Annotated in this window: 19 protein-coding genes; 3 read left to right on the top strand and 16 right to left on the bottom strand. The window is 64.5% G+C overall.

Annotated features, from left to right (window positions below):
- Window positions 1-2: 2 nt before the first annotated feature.
- The 4 genes from FFS68_RS14705 to FFS68_RS14690 all read right to left on the bottom strand — a co-directional run bounded on the left by FFS68_RS14705 (window position 3) and on the right by FFS68_RS14690 (window position 4905).
- On the bottom strand, window positions 3-794 hold the full coding sequence (locus tag FFS68_RS14705) for a ferritin-like domain-containing protein (RefSeq protein ID WP_137753946.1): 792 nt from the start codon (window positions 792-794) through the stop codon (window positions 3-5).
- Window positions 795-1262 carry a peroxiredoxin gene (locus FFS68_RS14700; RefSeq protein WP_137753945.1) on the bottom strand — a complete coding sequence of 156 codons (468 nt, stop codon included), beginning with the start codon at window positions 1260-1262 and terminating at the stop codon, window positions 795-797.
- Window positions 1262-3967: a bifunctional [glutamine synthetase] adenylyltransferase/[glutamine synthetase]-adenylyl-L-tyrosine phosphorylase gene (locus FFS68_RS14695; protein ID WP_137753944.1), complete on the bottom strand. Its 2706-nt coding sequence runs from the start codon at window positions 3965-3967 to the stop codon at window positions 1262-1264. The genes FFS68_RS14700 and FFS68_RS14695 overlap by 1 nt, the downstream gene beginning before the upstream one ends.
- 143 nt (window positions 3968-4110) lie before the next feature.
- On the bottom strand, window positions 4111-4905 hold the full coding sequence (locus FFS68_RS14690; protein WP_137753943.1) for a response regulator: 795 nt from the start codon (window positions 4903-4905) through the stop codon (window positions 4111-4113).
- 197 nt (window positions 4906-5102) lie between these two features.
- On the opposite strand from FFS68_RS14690, the gene FFS68_RS17955 reads away from it, so the two are divergent.
- A complete protein-coding gene (locus FFS68_RS17955; RefSeq protein ID WP_171003901.1) occupies window positions 5103-5273 on the top strand; it encodes a NepR family anti-sigma factor in 171 nt (56 codons plus the stop codon).
- A 2-nt stretch (window positions 5274-5275) separates the two neighbouring features.
- On the opposite strand, the gene tgt is transcribed toward FFS68_RS17955, so the two are convergent.
- The 3 genes from tgt to FFS68_RS14675 form a co-directional block, all read right to left on the bottom strand.
- Window positions 5276-6400: a tRNA guanosine(34) transglycosylase Tgt gene (tgt, locus tag FFS68_RS14685; protein ID WP_137753942.1), complete on the bottom strand. Its 1125-nt coding sequence runs from the start codon at window positions 6398-6400 to the stop codon at window positions 5276-5278.
- Between the two features lie 237 nt (window positions 6401-6637).
- Complete coding sequence (locus tag FFS68_RS14680) at window positions 6638-7126, bottom strand: hemerythrin domain-containing protein (protein ID WP_137753941.1); 489 nt, start codon at window positions 7124-7126, stop codon at window positions 6638-6640.
- 58 nt (window positions 7127-7184) lie between these two features.
- On the bottom strand, window positions 7185-9374 hold the full coding sequence (locus FFS68_RS14675) for an EAL domain-containing protein (RefSeq protein WP_137753940.1): 2190 nt from the start codon (window positions 9372-9374) through the stop codon (window positions 7185-7187).
- A gap of 204 nt (window positions 9375-9578) precedes the next feature.
- Here FFS68_RS14675 and FFS68_RS14670 point away from each other — a divergent pair, with 204 nt between their 5' ends.
- On the top strand, window positions 9579-9995 hold the full coding sequence (locus FFS68_RS14670; protein WP_137753939.1) for a hypothetical protein: 417 nt from the start codon (window positions 9579-9581) through the stop codon (window positions 9993-9995).
- A gap of 24 nt (window positions 9996-10019) precedes the next feature.
- On the opposite strand, the gene FFS68_RS14665 is transcribed toward FFS68_RS14670, so the two are convergent.
- From FFS68_RS14665 to FFS68_RS14645, 5 genes are all read right to left on the bottom strand, one after another.
- Window positions 10020-10934, bottom strand: a complete 915-nt coding sequence (locus tag FFS68_RS14665; protein WP_137753938.1) for a hypothetical protein — start codon at window positions 10932-10934, stop codon at window positions 10020-10022.
- A gap of 1 nt (window position 10935) precedes the next feature.
- Window positions 10936-13488 carry a fimbria/pilus outer membrane usher protein gene (locus tag FFS68_RS14660; RefSeq protein ID WP_249340175.1) on the bottom strand — a complete coding sequence of 851 codons (2553 nt, stop codon included), beginning with the start codon at window positions 13486-13488 and terminating at the stop codon, window positions 10936-10938.
- The gene (locus FFS68_RS14655) at window positions 13485-14339 is read right to left on the bottom strand and encodes a molecular chaperone (protein ID WP_137753937.1); all 855 of its coding nucleotides are present in this window, start codon (window positions 14337-14339) and stop codon (window positions 13485-13487) included. The genes FFS68_RS14660 and FFS68_RS14655 overlap by 4 nt, the downstream gene beginning before the upstream one ends.
- Window positions 14340-14453: 114 nt before the next feature.
- A complete protein-coding gene (locus tag FFS68_RS14650) occupies window positions 14454-15107 on the bottom strand; it encodes a hypothetical protein (protein WP_137753936.1) in 654 nt (217 codons plus the stop codon).
- Between the two features lie 78 nt (window positions 15108-15185).
- Window positions 15186-15695 carry a hypothetical protein gene (locus FFS68_RS14645; protein WP_137753935.1) on the bottom strand — a complete coding sequence of 170 codons (510 nt, stop codon included), beginning with the start codon at window positions 15693-15695 and terminating at the stop codon, window positions 15186-15188.
- Window positions 15696-16266: 571 nt separating this feature from the next.
- On the opposite strand from FFS68_RS14645, the gene FFS68_RS14640 reads away from it, so the two are divergent.
- Complete coding sequence (locus FFS68_RS14640; RefSeq protein ID WP_137753934.1) at window positions 16267-16932, top strand: helix-turn-helix domain-containing protein; 666 nt, start codon at window positions 16267-16269, stop codon at window positions 16930-16932.
- 30 nt (window positions 16933-16962) lie between these two features.
- On the opposite strand, the gene queA is transcribed toward FFS68_RS14640, so the two are convergent.
- The 4 genes from queA to FFS68_RS14620 form a co-directional block, all read right to left on the bottom strand.
- Complete coding sequence (queA, locus tag FFS68_RS14635) at window positions 16963-18000, bottom strand: tRNA preQ1(34) S-adenosylmethionine ribosyltransferase-isomerase QueA (protein ID WP_137753933.1); 1038 nt, start codon at window positions 17998-18000, stop codon at window positions 16963-16965.
- 24 nt (window positions 18001-18024) lie between these two features.
- Window positions 18025-18834: a peptidylprolyl isomerase gene (locus FFS68_RS14630; protein WP_171003900.1), complete on the bottom strand. Its 810-nt coding sequence runs from the start codon at window positions 18832-18834 to the stop codon at window positions 18025-18027.
- Window positions 18835-18920: 86 nt separating this feature from the next.
- Window positions 18921-19427 carry a pantetheine-phosphate adenylyltransferase gene (gene coaD / locus FFS68_RS14625; RefSeq protein WP_137753932.1) on the bottom strand — a complete coding sequence of 169 codons (507 nt, stop codon included), beginning with the start codon at window positions 19425-19427 and terminating at the stop codon, window positions 18921-18923.
- The coding region (locus FFS68_RS14620; protein ID WP_171003899.1) for a polyprenyl synthetase family protein at window positions 19427-19845 on the bottom strand (419 nt) is incomplete at its 5' end. The genes FFS68_RS14620 and coaD, both read right to left, overlap by 1 nt.

Here is a 19845-nt window from a genome sequence, read left to right as displayed (position 1 = left end):
GGTTAAGACGCAATAACGCTATAGTATTCTTGCGTTAAACCGGCGTCGTGGCGCGCCGAGTCGTTGAACGGAGCTTTGAGCGCCCCGCGAAACCGCGCTTTTACGAGCGCGTGCCACGTTTCAACGGCGTTGAATCCCCGTTCGTCGCACATCCAGCCAAACCAGGCTGTGCCGACGCGCACATGGCGGATTTCATCCTTGTAAATACGCGATAAAATCTGCGCGGACGGCGCGTCACCGGCGCCCTGAAAGCGGGCGATCGTCGGCGGGGTCACATCGAGCCCGCGCGCTTCGAGCACCATCGGCACGATCGCCAGCCGCGCGAGCACATCGTCGGCGGTGACCTGCGCCGCCTCCCACAATCCCGCATGCGCCGGCAATGCGCCATAATGGCTACCGAACGCACGCAGGCGGCGGTCGAGCAGCGCAAAATGCATCGCTTCGTCGGCGACGACACCGATCCAGTCGTCGACAAATTGGCGCGGAAATTCGTCGCCAAAGCGGCCGATCAGGTCGACCGCGAGGTCGATCGCGACAAATTCGATATGCGCCAGCGCGTGCAGCAGCGCGATCCGCCCGCGTTCGGAGCCGCCCTTGCCGCGGCGCGGCATCCGGCTGGGTTCGAGCAGTTCGGGTTCGGTAGGCCACGCGGGCTGATCAGGCATCGCGGTGTCGCAGCGATGGTCGAGCCGATCCTGCCGCCACGCCCGCGCCAGACTGCGCGCCGCGCGGCGTTTGTCGTGCGGGTCCGACGTCAGCAGGACCGCGCGCGCGGCTTCACCCAACGTCGGCATTTACAGCGCCTTTGCTGCCTCCAGCACCGCTTCGGCGTGACCTTTGACGCGAACCTTGCGCCATTCTTTCGCGAGCTTGCCATCGCCGCCGAAAAGGAAGGTCGAGCGTTCGATCCCCATATAGCTGCGCCCATAATTCTGCTTTTCGACCCAGGTACCAAACGCCTCGCACACCGCGCCGTCTTCATCCGAAGCGAGGCGGACCGTCAGACCATATTTATCGCGGAACTTGCACAGCTTCGCCGGTGCGTCGCGCGACACCGCAAGCACCTGGGCGTGCAGATGCGCGAATTCGGGCGCGAGACGGGTGAAGTCCTGCGCTTCGACCGTGCAGCCGGGCGTATCCGCTTTGGGGTAGAAATAAACCACCAGCGGCGCGCCCGCCATCGCAGCAAGGTCGATCGTCGCCCCATCGGCGTCGAGAAGTTTCACCGCGGGAATGGCATCGCCCAATTTCAGACCGCTCATTATTCACTCTCCTGCTGCGGGCGAATCGACGCCCACCAGTCGGCAATCTCCTGCCGCGCCGCATCATGCGCGGCAAGCAGTTGCGGCCAGCCGGGTTCGCCGCATTGGCTCGCCACCAGTTGCCGTGCCGCGGCGGTCGGCGGCTCGCCTTCGGGCGCGGTCAGCCGCAGCATGACGAGCATCCGCGCGAGCAGACCATGCGCTTCGCACACCCCCTCCGGCGCCAGCCCCGCCGCCTTCAGACAGGCAAGCGCCGCGGCGATATTGGGATCATGGCATTGGCCGCTGGCCAGCTGGGTCACCTGCATGGCAAATTCCAGATCGACGAGCCCGCCCGGGCCGCCCTTGATATCGAGCGCGCCGTTCGCCGGCTTGTGCGCCGCGATCTTGTCGCGCATGTCGGCGGCATCGGCGGCGAGCTTCGCCAGGTCGCGCGGGATCGCGAGCAGTTCGGCGATGATCCGCTCGACCTCGGCGCGCGCTGCGCTCGACCCATAGACCGGCCGCGCGCGGAGCAGCGCCATATGCTCCCACGTCCAGGCCTCTTCGCGCTGATAGCGTTCAAAACTGTCGAGGGTGACGACCAGCGGCCCCTGCGCGCCCTGCGGCCGCAGCCGCGTATCGACGTCATAGAGCTTGCCCGCCGCGGTCGGCACCGACATCGCCGCGGTTACGCGCTGTGCCAGCCGGTTGTAATAGGTCGTCGCGCCAAGCGGGCGCGGCCCGTCGGATTCGGCGAGATGATCGCCGGTGAACAGATAGATGAGGTCGAGGTCGGAGGCGTGGGTCAGCGCCCTGCCCCCGAGCCGCCCCAGCGCGAGCACGATCAGTTCGCTGTCGGCGATCCGCCCATGCGCCGCGACAAATTCGGCCACCGTCGCATCGGCGAGCACGCCGAGCGCCGCCTCCGCCAGTTCGGAATAGCCGCAGGCGATCATCAGCGGATCGGTCGCCCCCGCGACAAGCTGTACCCCATAGGCAAAGCGCCGTTCGCCGACCTGATCGCGCACCCGATCGAGCAAGCGTTCATAGTCCAGCGCCGCCAGCCCCGGCCCCCATTCGGCGCGCAATTCGTCCTTCGTCGGCGGCGCGTCAAAGGCGCGGCTGTCGATCAGCCCCTCGATCAGCTGCGCGCGCGCTCCCAGCGCGTCGGCAAGCGTCGGCGCGAGCGCCAATATGCGTGTCGCAATCCGCGCCAGCGCCGGTTGCGCGGCGAGCAGGTGGAAAAAGTTTATCGCGCTCGGCAGCCCCGCAACCAGCTTGTCGAAGCGCGTCAGCGTCGCTTGCGGATCGGGCGCGGCGCCCAGCGCCTTGATCAGTTCGGGCAGCATCGTTTCGAGCGCATCGAGCGCCGCCGGGCTGCGCAGCGCGCGCAGCTTGCCGCCGCGCCATTCGGCGATCGTGCGCAGCGCCGCATCGGGCGGGTCGAACCCCGCCGCCAGCAGCGCCGCCGCGAGGCCGTCGTCGTCGCGCGGCAGGCCGGTCGTCACCGCGCGTTCGGCAACGAGCCGGTCGTAGCAGGCACCGACATCGGCAGCGACAGGTCCGAGCATCGCCAGCAGCGCCGCGCCATCGGCCGCGCCGTCGAGCCGCGCGACACAATCGAGCGCGGCGGGCTGGAGCGGAAGACAATGCGTCTGCTGGTCCTCGACCATCTGCAACCGATGTTCGATCCGGCGTAGCGTTGCATAATGGCCCGACAGGCGCGTCGCGACCTCGGGCTCGATCCGTCCCGCCGCGGCGAGGGCCGCCAGCGCATCGACCGTTGCCGGAACGCGCAGCGACGGGTCGCGCCCGCCGTAGATCAGCTGGTGGACCTGCGCGAAAAATTCGATCTCGCGGATTCCGCCGCGCCCGCGTTTCAGATCGTAACCCGGCCCGAACGCCTGCCCTTGCGCGAAATGGTCGCGGATGCGGTCACTCATCGCACCGATTTCCTTGAGCTGGCGGAAATCGAGACTGCGGCGCCAGATGAAGGGCTGGATCGCCGACAGGAACTGCTCGCCCAGCACGCGGTCGCCCGCTGACGCACGGCTGCGGATGAAGGCCGCCTGCTCCCACGCCAGCGCTTCGGATTCATAATAGGAAATTGCGGCGTCGATCGGCAGGACGATCGGGGTAACCTCGGGATGCGGCCGCAGCCGCAGGTCGACGCGCAGGACATGGCCGTCGCCGGTGCGCGCCGACAATATTTCGGTCATTCGCCGGGCGATCCGCACCGCCGCCTCGGTCGGGTCGTCGCGCGATCGCCGCGGCAGCGTGTCGGGATCAAAGATCAGGATCGGGTCGATGTCGGACGAATAGTTGAGTTCGAAGCTGCCGAGCTTGCCGAGCGCGATCACCGACAGGCCGCGCGGTTCCTCGCCCGCAGCGCGCTCGGCAAAGGCGGCGGCGAGCGCGGCGTCGCACGCCTGGTCGGCGAAATCGGACAGCAGCCGGGTGGTGGTCGCAACATCATGCTCGCCCGACAGATCGCCGAGCGCGAGCAGCAGCGCCATTCGCCCGCGCCATTGGCGCAGCGTCCGCATGATATCGTCGCCGACCGCGGGTGGCGGCGCGACGTGCCCGAGCGCCGCGTCAGTGCCGTCGGCCAGAAAGCGCGAGACGTCGTCGGGGTTGATCTCCGCCATTCGCGCGAGAAAGGGCGCGTTGGCGGTCAGGCGGTCGAGCGCCGACTGGCGGCTGGAAGCGTCGAGAAGGGTCATCGACCTTGGCTATCGCCCGACACAAATGAGGTAGCAACCCCTACCCCGTCATTGCGAGCGCAGCGAAGCAATCCAGAGCCTGCGTAAAACGCCCTGGATTGCTTCGCTACGCTCGCAATGACGATGGATTTAGGAGCCGCCCCTCAGGCCGGAACCGTGCTTTCGTCGAAGAACAGCACCTGCGAAATCGCCGCGCGCAACGTCGCCGGCTGATACGGCTTGGTGAGCAGGAACGCCGGTTCGGGGCGATCGCCGGTGAGCAGCCGTTCGGGGAAGGCGGTGATGAAGATGACCGGCACCTTCAGCGCGGTCAGGATTTCCTGCACCGCTTCGATCCCCGAGCTGTTGTCGGCGAGCTGAATGTCGGCGAGGACCAGCCCCGGCTGATGCTTCTGCGCTTCGGCGACTGCCTCGCGGTGGGTGGTGGCGACCGCAACGACGTCATGCCCCAGGTCGCGAACGATCATTTCGATGTCCATCGCGATGATCGGCTCATCCTCGATAATCAGGATGCGGGCGCGGGTCTGGCGGTCAATTTCGTCGGTGGCATCGGCGATCAGCGTCTTTACCGCGTCGGTATCGCGGCCGATGATCCGGCCGGCATCCTCGGCGTTGAACCCTTCGACCGCGGTCAGCAGCAAAGCCTGCCGGGCCAACGACGGAATTCGGCGCAGCCGCGCGTCGGCGATCGCCATGTCGGTCAGATCGGCGTCGTCACCCGCCGCGGATGCTTCGGCCATCAGGCCGAAATTGTCGTGAACCATGCGGTAAAGCTGGATACGAAGATCATTGCCGGTATCGACCGCCGCGGGATTGGCGACCAACGTTTCGAGCAAACGCGCGACCAGCGCGTCGCCGTTCTGCTGGCTTCCCGAGATCGCCCGACCATAGCGCCGCAGATACGGCAGATGCGGGGCGATCGCCTGACCCAATGACATAAATTTCCCTCCTGATGCGGGTCTTAACCCGCCGAAAAACCGGCAAACGCGACCGAAACCGGCGCCGGCCGACATAATTTCACTCCATGGGAACGATTTAGCCGCAAATTAGTTTCATGGGGAAGAACAAACGCGCCATTGCGGTTTGATAAATGCGCGGTTAGCAACAGGCCCCATGTTAAGCGAATGCCCCGATAATGCCGTCTGAAACCGGTTCGTCACGTAACGAGACCTCCCGGAAGGACACGGACAAAAAACCTGCCGCCAAGGCGCAGGACGTCAATGGCGCCCTGCGCCGTGCGTATGAATCGACCGTGGACGAGACGATTCCCCAGTCGCTGCTGGACCTTCTCAGCAAGCTGGATTGACGTCAGCGCCGATAGCGCGCGTCGAAATCACTTTGAAAAGCCGCAAATTGCCCCGCCGCAATAGCGTCGCGCATCGCCTGCATCAGCGCCTGATAAAAATGCAGATTATGCTGGGTCATCAGCATCGCGCCCAGCATTTCGCCCGAGCGGACGAGGTGATGCAGATAGGCGCGTGACCAGTTCGTGCACACCGGGCAGGTGCATGACGCATCGAGCGGCGCCTGATCCTCGGCAAATTTGGCGTTGCGAATGTTAAGCGGGCCGTCCCAGGTAAAGGCCTGCCCGTTGCGGCCCGAGCGCGTCGGCAGCACGCAATCGAACATGTCGACCCCGCGCGCGACCGCACCGACCAGGTCGTCGGGCTTGCCGACCCCCATCAGATAACGGGGCTTGTCAGCGGGCAGCTGCGCCGGGGCATAATCGAGCACGCCGAACATGGCCGCCTGCCCCTCGCCCACCGCCAGCCCGCCGATCGCATAGCCGTCGAACCCGATGTCGGTCAGCGCCGCCGCCGAACGCGCCCGCAGCTTTTCGTCGAGCGAGCCCTGCTGGATGCCGAACAGCGCCGACCGCGCCGCATGGTCGCCGCCGGCGTCGAACCCGGCCCGGCTGCGCGCCGCCCAGCGCATCGAGCGATCCATGCTCGCCTCGGCGCGCTTGGCATCGACGCCGTTCGGGGGACATTCGTCGAACGCCATCACAATATCGCTGCCCAGCAGCCGCTGGATTTCCATCGATCGTTCGGGGGTGAGCATGTGCCGCGAGCCATCGAGGTGGCTCTTGAACGCCACCCCCTCTTCGCTCTGCTTGGTCAGCGCCGACAGGCTCATCACCTGATAGCCGCCGCTGTCGGTCAGGATCGGCCGGTCCCAGCCCATGAAATTATGCAGCCCGCCCAGTCGCGCCATGCGTTCGGCGGTCGGGCGCAGCATCAGATGATAGGTGTTGCCCAGGATGATGTCGGCGCCGGTGGCGCGCACCTCGGCCGGGCGCATCGCCTTTACCGTCGCGGCGGTGCCGACCGGCATGAACGCGGGGGTGCGGATTTCGCCGCGCTGCATCGCAATCGTGCCGGTGCGCGCGGCGCCGTCGGTGGCGGTGATGGAAAAGGCGAATCTTGTGGTCATCGCGCGCGCCTATGGCGGGCAGGAGGGCGGATGTCGAGGTTCGCCCGATCCGGCTCTGTCTCGGTTGGAGATGTGCGAGCGAGCGAAAGCTGCCGCTCCCCACTTCACGTCGTCATCCCCGCGAAAGCGGGGACCCCGTTGCACCGTCGGCTCGCTGGGTCCCCGCTTTCGCGGGGATGACGAGGATGGGGACGACCGTTCCCCACCCCAAAGCCGACAATCGAACGGAGACGCTCGCTATTCCTTCTCGTCGTCGCTCGACGGTTCATCGGCGGCGGCCTTGGCCTTTTCCTTTGGCTTTTCCTTTTCAAAGATCGCCAGCAGCTCCTTCTTTTTCGCGTCGGACAAGCCGTCTTCGGCTTCGGGGAACATTTCGTCCTCCTCCTCCTCGATATGGTGGAGGTAACGGTGCTTCATCGTGCGAAAGCGGGTGAGCCAGCCGGTCGAGGCAAAGTCCATTTCGTAAAGTTCGGTGAGCAGCTCGTCGATTTCCTTATGCTCGGACACGCTGTGCTGGGCGTCTTCGCGCAAGTCGGGCTTGCCGAGCATCGTCGCATAGAGCGACATTTCTTCGGACGCGGCGTGCGCGGTGACCTCGACGCGAAACGCCTCGAACAGCTTTTCGCGCTCGGGGCTGTCGCCCTTCGTCTCGTCGATCTGATCGAGCAGTTTGCGATGGCGGTCGTGGTCGGCCTTCAGCCGCGCAAAGATTTTGGTTTCGGCCATGTTCGTCTCCTGTTTCGGAGCAGAACGGGCGATCGCGCGGACGGTTCCACGCCAGCGATCAGGCGGCCTTCCAGTCGCTGGTCGTCGTGAACAGCGGCAGCGCCATCGCCGCCGTCGATTGCGTCGCCGCCGCGATCAGATAGGGCGACACGCGGTGCCGGGTGCACAGCCCGCCATTGCCATCGCTGACCATCGTCTGCTCGAACTCGATGCCCTGCTGATGCTTCATCGAACGGCGGACGGTCGCGGTGACCAGCTGGCCTTCGCCGAAATCGATGACGAACTGGGTGCCAATCGGGACGTCCAAAATGCCCTCGATAAAGGCGCCGGTGGTCGACAGGTTGCGAATGACGACATTGTAGCGATGATTGTCGTGAATCGCCCCGACGGTGCGGAACAGCGAGAAGCGATCGTTGCGTTGCCGCGCCGGCCCCGCCGGCTTGATCGTCCACGACCCGGCGTCGGCATGGTCGAGCAGCTCGGCGTGCGGCACCGGCTTGCTGTACACATAGCCTTGGACGTGGCTGACATTGAGCTTGCGGACCAAGTCGAGCTGATCGAGCGATTCGATGCCCTCCGCCGTCGTTTCCATCTCCAGTGCTTCGGCCAGCGCGACGATCGCCGCGATGATCGCGCTGTTGCGCGATCCCGGCTCGGTCGCATTGCGCACAAAACTCTGGTCGATCTTGATCTTGTCGAACGGTGCGGTCTGCAAATAGCCGAGCGACGAATAGCCGGTGCCGAAATCGTCGAGCGCGAGGCGTACCCCCAGCGCCTTCAGCGCCTTGAACATCCGGCCCGTTTCGGCCGAGTCGGCCAAAAAGACGCTTTCGGTGATTTCCAGTTCAAGCCGGTCGGGGGCCAGTCCGGTCGTCGCCAGCGCGCTGGCGACAATCTTGGGCAAATCTTCATTGGCGAACTGGATCGGCGACACATTGACCGCGACGCGCATATCGCCCGGCCATTTTACCGCATCCTCGCATGCTTTGTGCAGCACCCATTTGCCAATCGACCAGATCAGATTGGCTTCCTCGGCGATGGGAATGAATACAGCCGGGGAAATCGGTCCCCGGTCGGGGTGGGTCCAGCGGACCAGCGCCTCCACACCTGTCACCATATTCGACTTGGCGTTGACGACCGGCTGGTAACTGAGCGCCATCTCGCCACGCACCAACGCGTCGCGCAGATCGCCTTCGAGTGCGCGGCGGATTTCGGCGGCCTGGTGCAGGTCGCTCGAGTAGAAGCTGAAGCGGCCGCGGCCGTTGCCCTTGGCCGCGTAGAGCGCCAGATCGGCGTTGCGGACGAGATCGTCGCTGCTCAGCCCATCGAACGGCGCAATCGCCACCCCGACCGAGGCGCCGATGATACAGCGGCTGCCCTCGACCGAATAGGGTTGCGACAGGCTGGCGATGATGTCGGCGGCCATGTCGCCCAGCTTGCCGCGGTCCTCGATATCAACAAGGATGATCTGGAACTCATCGCCGCCCAGACGGCTGACCATTTCCTTGTCGCCGACGATCTTGAGCAACCGTTCGGCGACCTGTTTGAGCAGCGCATCGCCCGCCGGATGGCCGAGCGTATCATTGACCTGTTTGAAGCGGTCGAGGTCGAGCAGCATGATGGCGCAGACGCGCTGTTGCTGGGCAAAGGCCGCGAGCGTGGTGTCGAGTTTTTTGGAAATATTCAAGCGGTTGGCAAGCCCGGTCAGCGAATCATAGAGTGCGAGGCGCGACGCATCCTCGGCCGAGCGGCGCTGCGCGGTGATGTCGGTGCCGCTGCCGCGATAGCCGGTGAACCTGCCGCCGCCGTCGAGCTGCGGTCGCCCCGAAATCGCCCACCAGCGATCGTCACCCTCGAACGCGCTGCGCAGCGACAACTCGTCGAACTTCGACTGTTTGGTCAGCAGGAACGGCAAGGTGCGCTGGCGTTCGCCATGGCTGTCGACGGGCAGGAAAAGCTCGGTAAAGAACGTCCCCAGCAATTCGCCGCTGGTCCGCCCCGTCAGCCGTGCGACCGAATCGGTGATGTACGTCAGCCGCCCGTTGGCGTCGGTCGACCAGAACCAGCCCTGCCCGCTTTCTTCGTAATTCTGGAGGAGGAGCACCGCTTCACGGGTATGCAGGTTCGACGCGATGTCGGCGCGCTGCTTGGCGATACGCGATCCGATCATGCCGAAAAAGCCGCGCTGGCCTTCATCGACACTTGGATCCCCCTGCTCGCCGAAATCGATCCGCGATGGCACTTCCATCAAATCACACTCTTGCTGGGCCCCACATTGCAATCGCTATGCGCGCAATGCCTTGCGATATTGTAAATAAATCGGGAACCACGTCGTCGGCGCGATGGCCGTGTCGGGCGCTGCCGCGGCAGCATATTGTTAACCAGCTTTGGCGAACGGGGAATTAACTACTGCCGCGGTAAGACGCTCCTCGAATTTGTAGGGGCTCATGAAATGGCGACCGCGATACATAATGTGATGAAGCTGGGCTGCGCGGCGGTACTGCTCGCGTCCACCCCCGCTTTTGCGAGCCAACAGGCGACGGGAACCTTTCAGGTCACCGCGACCGTGCCGATGGCGTGCTGGGTCGATCACAGCGTCCAGGCCGACGCCCTCGGCAATTTGCCGGGGCTGGTGACCGAAGGATGCAACAACGCATCGGGCTATATGGTGTCGGCGCAATATCGCCCGCTCGCGGAGACCGAAAGCGCGCGGCTGGTCTATGGCGCCAATATGGTCGACCTGTCGGCGCTCGGCGCGCAGGAAGTCCACCGCGAATATGGCCCCCGCATCCAGCAGATCGCTTATCGCTTCGATCAGGTGTCGCTCGACGCGCCGCTGACGCTGTCGCTGACCATCCAGCCGATCTGACCAGCGCTCGACCCTAACTCGACCCTAAAGCGCCGCGACCGTAAAGGTCACCGTATCCATATAACCGCCGGCACGCTTGCCGGCGGTTTCGCCAATTTCGATCCGCACCGGATAATTGTCGAACCGCGCGCGCCGCGACACGATTTCAAAGCTGTCGGGTGATGTCAGGTCAAGGTCATGGCGGCCCAGCCGCAGCCGGTAGTCGACAAACCACTGCGCGCTTTCATGCTTTAACCGGCCCTGATTTTCCGAGGCGATCGATACGCGATAACCGCCGGTCGAAATGACATAGAGGGTGATCGGCAGATCCTTGGTTCCCGGCACCAGCTCGCCCAGATCGACCGAATTGGTCCCGCGTGCGCGGGCCAGCTGGCCTTTGAGGCCGATCAGCGCCGCCGGCAGAATGTCGATGCCCAGCGTCAGCGGCTTGGTGCCAAGCACCATGCCGTCGTCGCCCGACACGGTAAGGTCGAGCGATTGGGTGTAGCGGCCTTGCGACGTCGCGCTGTCCGGCGCCGCCGCGATCGAAAGCAGCTCCATGCTGCGTTCGCCGGGCATCAGCCGGATCGCCCGGCCGCCCATGCCGCGCAAGTTGCGGCCGGCGCGCGGGGTGATGTCGTTGCTGCCCTTTTCATCGACCAGCTGATACGGGATCGCCGGGGCGCCATCATCGGATGCAAAACCAAAGGTTTCGCCGCGCAGCGACGCGCCCAGCCGCCCGACACATTCGCTGTCACCGCGGTTCACCACATTGACTTCGACCGTGCCGTAAGCGGCGCCGGCTTCCAGCGGATTGTGGCGGATCACCAACTGGTCCTGGACCGGTTCGACCGAGAGGTTGCAGGCCGCGTGCGCCGCCGACGGCGCAAAGGCGGCAATGCTGCACACCGCGGCGCCAAATAGCGGCCAGCGTGCTCGGTATTTGCGCGTCATCGTCATCTTATGGACCTTCCTTGCGCCCCAGCTCGACCACGCCGAGCTCCAATAGGCCATCATTGTCTTCGGGCACCCGGAACGTAAACGCCCCATGGCCGCCCGAGTGGAATTGCACGCTATACTCGGCGCCTGGCTCCAGCTTGGCGATGGCAAATCGGCCTGCCGTATTGGTAAAGAACGGCTCTTCTTTTCCGTCGGCGACATCGGTGCGGCGCATGATCCCGCTCACCAGTTTCAGCGGCTGGCCGTCGCGGCCCTTCAGCGTGCCGATGGCGCTGACGAACGCGGCGCTGCCGACCTCGATCACATAACCGCTCTTATACGCGGGCCGGACGCGCTTGACGCCCTCGCCGATGTCATAGCCGCGCGGCGGGTCGATCACGTCATACCGCACCGACTGGTTGATAAAGGCGGTCAGCGAGTTTTGCACTGCCGGCCCCAACGCGCCGCTCTTGCTGACATAATTGCCGCCCTCCAGCGCGTCGCCGACGATGACCTGGCGGTCCTTCAGCGTCTTGTGCGGATAGACGAGCGCGAAGCTGTCGTTGATCGTGCGGCCGACCGCGACCTTGCCGCCGGCAAAAGCGATCGAACTGCCGAGGCGCAACGTCGTGACCTGGCTGTCGCCGATGTTGTCGAAACTGTCGCCGAACACCGTATGGGTCAGATTGGCGTCGAAACGATTGCCGACATAGTCGACCTGCCCGCCGACCGACGTTGCGCCGTCGGTGTAGTTGGTCGCCAGCGAATAGCCGAACGACCCGGCGCGGTTGTCGACCGTCTGCTGATAGCGCGCGCTGCCGTTGTTGCGGAGCGAATTGTAGCGCGCCTCGGCACGGCGGTTGTATCGCGGCTGCCAGACCAGGCCGACCGTCACGCCAAAGCCGTTGTTGCGGCCAAACCCGCCCGGAAAGCCCGATTTCACATATTCGGCGCCGAACTGCGCGGTCCATTCGCGGTTGAACCGGTAATTGGCGGTGGTGCTGATGCTATAGGCATCGTCGAACAGCGGGCTGCGGCTCTTGCGATAGGAGGCGTTCGTCGTCGCGAACAATTTTTGCGAGAAACGCTTGGTATAAGCGGCGCTGAGATTGAAGGAGATCGGATTGACGCCCTCGATCCCGCCGACCGTCGCATAGCGCCGCGAGGTGTAATCGACGATGACGGTCAGCGTGTCATAGCCGGTCGCGCCGCCGATGATCTGGTCGTAGCCGACCGTCGCGGCATAGCCCGTGCCCTCTTTGCTGTGGCTGCCGCCGACATCAAGGCGGATCCGGCCGCTGTTCGCCAACAGAAACTGGGTTTGCCCGGTGATGTTCTGCACATCTTGCGTCAGCTGGGTGCCGACGCCGATCGCCGGCCGGTTCAAAAACGCCTTGCGCCAAAAACCGGTGAACACCGGCGTCTTGCTGGAATAGTCGGGATTGCCGAAGCCGCCGTCGTCGAGGATGCCGACATAGGCGCCATATTCGTAATCGCCGGGTTCCAGGTCGATGGTGTCGAGATACGCCTGATAGTCAAAGGTTTCGCGCGCCCCGGACTGGCCCTGAACCTCGATCTGGACATTGTTGCTGCCGGTGTCGAGCGGCAGGTTCGAGATATCATATTGGCCGGGATCGAGGGTGAATTCGCGCTGGTAGATGCCGTTGCGCAGCACGCGCACGACCGATTGTTCCTGCAGCACCAGTCGCCGCCCACCCGACAGAACATTGTTGCGGAACGAATCGAAGCGCTGGCGCTGGCGCACCACGCCGATCCCGCCCATGTTGATAAAGCCCTGGCGCCCGCGCGTTTCGGGGTCGAGATCGCCCAGGAACCACCGCCGTGCCTGTTCGGGCTGGTCATAGACCAGCCGCGCGTAACGGCGTTCGAACTTGTATTTGTCGGTGAAGAAATCGCGGCGCGCCTGCGCATCGGCTTCGAGAACCAGATTATTGTACCGAACGGCGCCGTTCAGGAACAGCTCGGGCTTTTCGATATTGCCGGTCTGCGAAATGCGCGAAACGGTCGTGCTGAGGTTCAAAAAGGCGCTGAACGGCAGCGGCGGGTCGCCCGGCTCTTCGGCCTGGCGATTCTGGTACAAGACTTCGACCGACCGTTTTTCGGGGGCAATCTTCAGCACCAGCACCGCCAGCTGCTCGGGATCATATTCGAGCCGGATGCCCGAGGTCGATACATCGTCGGGCAGAAAGCGCGGCTTGTCGCCGAGCAGCGCGCGCAACTCGGCCTGCGCCTCGGGGGTCAGCAACGGGCCGATCAGCGACAGGAAACCCTCGGTGCCGACGACGAAGCGATCGTCGCTGGTCAACAGCACCGGCAGCTCACCCAAGACGCGGCGGTTGAACTGCAGCGGCGCGGTAATCTCGATATCGCGGTTATAGGGATTGATGTCGGGACGGCGCGCCAGCGCTTCGGGCGAATCCGGGCTGGCGCTTTGCACAAAATTCGCAGCGGGCAGCGCGGCCTCGACGATTTCGGACGCGGCGGCGGTGTGGCCGCTCAACAATCCGACGCTGATGGCGATGGCGCTCCCGGCACCACGGAGCCACAACCTCACCGAATGAACCGCATCGTCATCGGTTTCGCGGGATCGAGCGCAACCCCGGTCGGGATCGAGAAGGTCCGCTTGCCGCCGGCCGGGGCGAGGTAGCCGACGCCGACCAGCTGCGACACTTCTTCATTGCCATAGGTGCGTTCAAACGGCTTGCCATCGGTGGTGGTCGCGGTGACGACCCATTTGGCGCCGCTCATCAAGGCATAGCGCGTCCCCTTGTTCGCGACCACGACCTTCACGCCGGGCTGCGGTTCGGGCGGTTTGGCGTCGGCGGGTTCGGCCGCCTTCAGCGCCGGATCGATGTCAGGGACCGGCGGCAGGACCATTTCAGGCACCAGCGACACCACTTCAACGTCGGGCTTGGCACCCGGCGGCGCGACAACGATCAACGCCTTCATGGTGTACAGAATGTCGATCGACACCGATGCGTCGGTGCCTTGAATCTTTTGCGGGTTGGTTTCGACCGGCAATTGGCGAACCCACAGATAATAGGCCTGCGACGTCGGGATGTCGGGCCGCCCGATCCATTGCACGCGAACGACCTGTCGACCCGAAACGGGGACCAGGCCTTGCGGCGGAAAGGTGATGAAGTCGTCGTCGGCCGGGGTTTCGATCAGCTTGCCCGACTCGTCGAAATCGATGCGCGTGATCTTGGTTTCAAACGGCATCGAGACCGAGCCGACATTGCCGACTTCGATGCGCGCGACGGCGCCGCCGCCCGAGGTTGACAGTTCCGAAACCATCGGCGACACCCGCATCGCAAGCGCCGAGGTCGAGGCGATGATGCCCAGAAACAGCAGGACCGCGCCCATGCGCAGTTTCGTGAACAAGCCCGCAAGCCGCAATTTTGTCATCTGCCCCTCGCACGGGACATTGTCGGTGCGACCTTGGTCGCCCTTGCCCCGTCCCCCATGTAAAAATGTCGGGGGGACATTTCTGTCCCCCACGACATCTAACTTCCTGGTGCCTTAGAGGGCAGCCAGCTCAACCGTCACGGTGTCCGAATAGGTGCCGGCAATCAGCGCCTTCGTCGGATCCGAGATGTCGATGCGGAACGCGGCGCCCGACTTCCAGGCAGCGTTCGACTTCGAGTCCTGATCTTCGGTCGTGCTGACCGAGAACTGGCTGATCGACGTCTGGGGGGTCAGCGTACCGACAGCACCAGCGGTGTACTGGGCAGCGATCGAGTACGGGATGTTCGCCTGGAACACATTGCTGTCGTAACCGCCGGTGTTGCCGGTGTTGCGCAGACCATCAACGCCATTTGTCTTGCGGACGGTCATGGTGTTGGCGGTGTTGCAGCCCGCGAGGTTGGTGCGGGTGTGGCCGTTGGCCGGGCCGACCGAGGTGAAGACGTTTTCAACGGTGCTCGTGGCGTCGGCATAGATGCCGATGGTGCCGAAGTTGACGTCGTTCAGGTCGCCGCCGGCGCCCAGAACGCAAGCCTGGCTGACGGTACCGGTGATCGTGAAATCAGCGGTTTCCGAAGCGCTGGCGGTACCAACGTTGCCGGGGTTTGCGCCATTAACGAACGTTGCGTTCGCAGCCGGGGTGGCCTGCGCCATCGCGGCGGTGCTGGTGAGAGCGACAACCGCCGCAGTGATAAACAGAGAAACCTTCATGTTAAAACTCCCTTTCATAATAATTTACACGCACTTCACTTAAACGAACGACCCTACTGGCTTGATCGGCCAGTATTTCTAAACGCGCGGGTTGATCACGATCGTGATCGAATCCACATATTGGCCCGCCAGCAGATCGCGGCCCTGCGTCATTTCTGTTTGCAGGCGGATTTCGCCGCCGCCCGCCGCAATGGCGTCGCCGCTGTTGAGCGAGGCGCCTGCGATCATCTGATTGCTGGTGAAATCGGCGTGGAGTTGCGTCGGCAAGGGCAACAGCCCCGGAATCGTGACGCCCAACCGATATGGCACCAGGCCGACATACGGCCCTTCGCCCTGCGGCTGGGTCGCATGGGCAATGCCGCCCGATGCCGACCGAAAAACCATTTCAAACGGAACGTTGCACCCGACGTCAAAGCGCGCCGTAGCCTGCTTGTCGCCCGCCAGTTCGCCCAGGCTGATCGTGGTGCCGCCACCGACCGAGCATTTCGCCGTGATGTACCCGGCCAGCACCACATTGACCGACGCCCCGTCGAAAGTCGGCGCGCTGTCCTTTGCATGTCCTGCGGTCGCGACCGTCGACAACAGCATAAAGGCTGCAGCCGCGCTGAATCGCGCCACCTTTCGGCGAAGACGATATGCCAAAAAACCCCCATTGCCGGACTAGACGCCTGATCTGCTCAAGGCGTCCCGCCGCGTGCTATTCTTGTTCTCGCCACCCCCGTGGTCGAAGAATCGTTCAAATCTGTTTGAGAAAATAAACAATTTATTTACATTAGCAATCCCGTGGCGGCTCGGCTCGCCCCGTTTGGCGCGCTGGCGCACACTGTGTTCCCCTTTGATACAGCAGACAGCAAGATCTTAAGATCGCAGAATAAATGCGAAATGGCGGAAACTCCGCAATTTCTGGACGAATCCACCGCAAGATTCGCAACGGCGAGGGCGATCAGCGGCGCTGACGGCACGTTGCGACTCAACTTAACTTTTAATTTAGTCGATTGTTAAACCAGATTCGTCGGCGCGGCGGACGGACGCCCACCGCGAGCCCCGGCTGGGGCTGCCGACCGATCGGCGCGGGTCGTCATCGCCGCGATGCCACGCATGGTCGCATTGTCGCCCCGGTAACGCTCCCTTAACCCAATCGGGCCGACTAAGGGGCGCCATGGCCATTCCCGCATTTATCGACAAAGCCGCGCCGGTCGGCGCCAAAAGCCGCAGCGCGCGGCGGAAACTCCGCTTGCAATTGCAAGGCACCGGGGCGAGCGGCGTCGAAGTCGAAGTGCTGGTGCACAATATTTCGGCAACCGGCCTGCTGCTGGAAGGCGAGGCGACGCTGGCGCTTGGCGACGCGATCGAAATCGGTCTGCCGGATGCCGGCGCAACCCGCGCCCGGGTCATCTGGGCCAGCGGCTCCCTCTACGGCTGCCAGTTCGATACGCCGATCTCGCCAGCGACGCTCAGCGCCGCGCAATTGCGCGCCGTGGTCGGGGCCGATAGCGGCGAAAACGGTGATCTGCGCGCCGCCATCAACGAAAGTTTTGGCGTTCGCCTGCACCGGCTGCGCACCGCAAAGCGGCTGACCCAGGTTCAGATCGCCGCCCAGCTCGGCGTGAGCGAGCAATCGATCTCGGCCTGGGAGCAGGATAAGGCACGGCCCAAAATGGGGCGGACAAAGGTGCTGGCGGCGCTGCTGGGGGTCGAACTGCCCGAATTGCTGGGGATCGACGAGCCCGAAAGCCTGAGCGACGTCGTCGCCCGCGCCAAGGCCCAGCTCGCCGAGGCGGCCGATGTCGGGATCGACAACGTCAAGATCATCATCGAGATTTAGCCGGGGCGCGAGCGCCCCGTGGAGCGGGTTTTATTCGCCGCGCCCAGGTAGCAACAGGCTGGCGTCGCCATAGCTATAAAAGCGATAGTCGGCGGCGATCGCATGGGCATAGGCGCGCTGCATCACCGCCAGCCCCATCAGCGCGCTCACCAGCATGAACAATGTCGAGCGCGGCAGGTGGAAATTGGTCATCAGCCCGTCGATCGCCTTGAACCGGTAACCGGGGGTGATGAAGATCGCGGTGTCGCCCGCGAACGGCGCGATGATGCCGTCGTCCTGCGCGGCGCTTTCCAGCAGGCGCAGGCTGGTGGTGCCGACCGCGATGATCCGGCCGCCGGCGGCCCGCACGGCGTTCAGCCGCGCCGCCGTGTCGGCCTCGATCCGCCCCCATTCGGCGTGCATCACATGATCTTCGGTGTCGTCGGCCTTCACCGGCAGGAAGGTACCGGCGCCGACGTGGAGCGTTAGCGTCTCGGTCGCGATCCCCGCCTTCGCGAGCGCAGCGAGCAGCCCGGGCGTAAAGTGGAGCGCCGCGGTGGGCGCGGCGACGGCCCCGTCTTTCGCGGCGAACATCGTCTGGTAATCGGATCGGTCCTGATCATCGGTGGCGCGCTTGCCCGCGATATAGGGCGGCAGTGGCATCGTTCCCGCGCGTTCGAGCAGCAGCTCGACCGGCTCGTCGCCGGCGAACGCCAGGATGAAGCTGCCGTCGGACAGGCGCTCGTCGGCCTGCGCCGCGACCCCCGCGCCGAAATCGACCGTCTCGCCGACCCGCAATCGCTTGGCGTTGCGCACGAACGCCTGCCAGCGGCGCAAATCGATCCGCTTGTGGAGCGTCGCGCCGATTTTCGCGTCACCGCGCCGCCCTTCCAGCTGCGCCGGGATCACGCGCGTGTCGTTGAACACCAGGCAGTCGCCGGGCCGCAGCCACGCGGGCAGGTCGCCGACCCCCGCATCGACGATCGTGGCGCCATCGACCACCAGCATCCGCGCCGCATCGCGCGGCCGCGCCGGGCGCAGCGCGATCCGTTCGTTCGGCAGGTCAAAATCGAAGGCGTCGACGCGCATGATCAGGGTGGCGCGTCGCCGCGCTTACTGCGCGATCGGCGCGTTGAGCTGGTCGACGGTCACGTCCGCCGCCGGTGCCGGAGCGGGCACCGCCTCGGTCAGCATCGACGCGGGCGGGACCGGCTTGTTGTCGGCGGCGACCGACACCTGGACCATGCGCGACATCACTGCGGGCGGCTCACCCTTTTGGATCGCATCGACATATTGCATGCCCGATACGACCCGGCCGAACGCGGTGTAGCGGCGGTCGAGCGAAAAGCGTGGCTGGAGCATGATGAAGAACTGGCTGTTGGCGCTGTCTTCATTCTCGGCGCGCGCCATCGACAAGGTACCGCGCAGATGCGGGGTGACGTTGAATTCGGCCTTCAGGTCGGGCAGCTGCGATCCGCCCTGCCCGGTCGCGGTCGGATCGCCCGTCTGCGCCATAAAACCGTCGATCACGCGGTGGAACTTGATCCCGTCATAAAAGCCCGCGCGGGCCAGCTGCTTCAGGCGCTCGACATGGCCCGGGGCGACGTTTGGATAAAGCTGGATCACCACCCGGCCGCCGGTCGAAAGGTCGAGGTTGAGCATATATTCGGGATTGTTGATGTACTGATCAGGGGTCATCGCCGGTGCCGCCGGGGTTACCGCCGCGGGAGCGGCATCGGTCGCGGTGGGTGCTTCGGCGGCGGACGGCGCTTCGACCGGCGGCGCGGGCGCTTCCATCGGTGGCGCAGGCTGCGTCGTCTCGGGCACCGGGTTCGGCGCTGGCGGCGCTTCCTGAGCGACGGCAGCCGCCGCGAGACCGAACGCCATCGCCGTGAGAATCATGGGGCGGAGAGAAAATGTCATGCTGGATCGGCCTTTGGATAAAAACTGGATTTGCGCCCCGACTGGCGCGCCCTAGCGGGAAAAAGCTGAACGCTCAATGATCGGTATCAGTGGTCGCCTTGCAACAGACCGCGCTCGGCAATCCGCGCAACGACGGCTTCGCGCACCGCAGGCGTCACGAATTTATGGATGTTGCCGCCAAAAATCGCGATTTCCTTGACCAGCCGCGATGCGATCGGCTGCAACCCGACGTCCGCCATCAGGAAAACCGTCTCGATGCGGTCGTTGAGTTGCTGGTTCATCCCCGCCATCTGATATTCATATTCGAAATCGGCGACGGCGCGCAGCCCGCGGACGATCATGTTCGCGCCCTCGCGCTCGGCAAAATCCATCAACAGCGCGTTGAACCCGACGACGCGAATGTCGCCGCCCAGCCCCGCCACTTCGCTGCGCACCATCTCGATCCGCTCATCATCGTCGAACATCGGCGATTTGGTGATGTTGGTGGTGACGCCGATGACCAGCCGATCGACCAGCTTGGCGCCGCGGCGGATGATGTCCATATGGCCCAGCGTGATCGGGTCAAAGGTTCCGGGATAAACCCCAATGCGCATCAACGGTCCCTTTCCACCACATAACGGGCAATGGCGCGCAGCAGCGTCGCCTCGTCGCCAAAGCTCGCCAGATGCCCGATCGCCTGATCGACCAGCGCGGTCGCCTGTTCGCGCGCGCGTTCGAGCCCCATCAGCGTGACAAAGGTGCCCTTGCCCGCGGCCTCGTCCTTGTGCAGCGCCTTGCCCGCGAGCGCCTCGTCGCCCTCGACATCCATGATGTCGTCGGCGATCTGGAACGCGAGCCCGATGTCGCGCGCATAGCCGCGCAGCGCCGTGCGCCCCTCGGGCGGGATGCGCGCCAGGATCGCGCCGGCCTCGACCGAAAAGGCGATCAGCGCCCCGGTCTTGAGCTGTTGCAACCGGGTCACCGTCGGCAGGTCGAAATTCGACGTTTCGGCGGCGAGGTCCATCATCTGCC

The organism is Sphingopyxis sp. L1A2A (assembly GCF_005502465.1).
Taxonomy (GTDB): domain Bacteria; phylum Pseudomonadota; class Alphaproteobacteria; order Sphingomonadales; family Sphingomonadaceae; genus Sphingopyxis.
The sequence above is the reverse complement of the archived record's forward strand: the minus strand, read 5'-3'. Positions and strand labels throughout refer to the sequence as shown.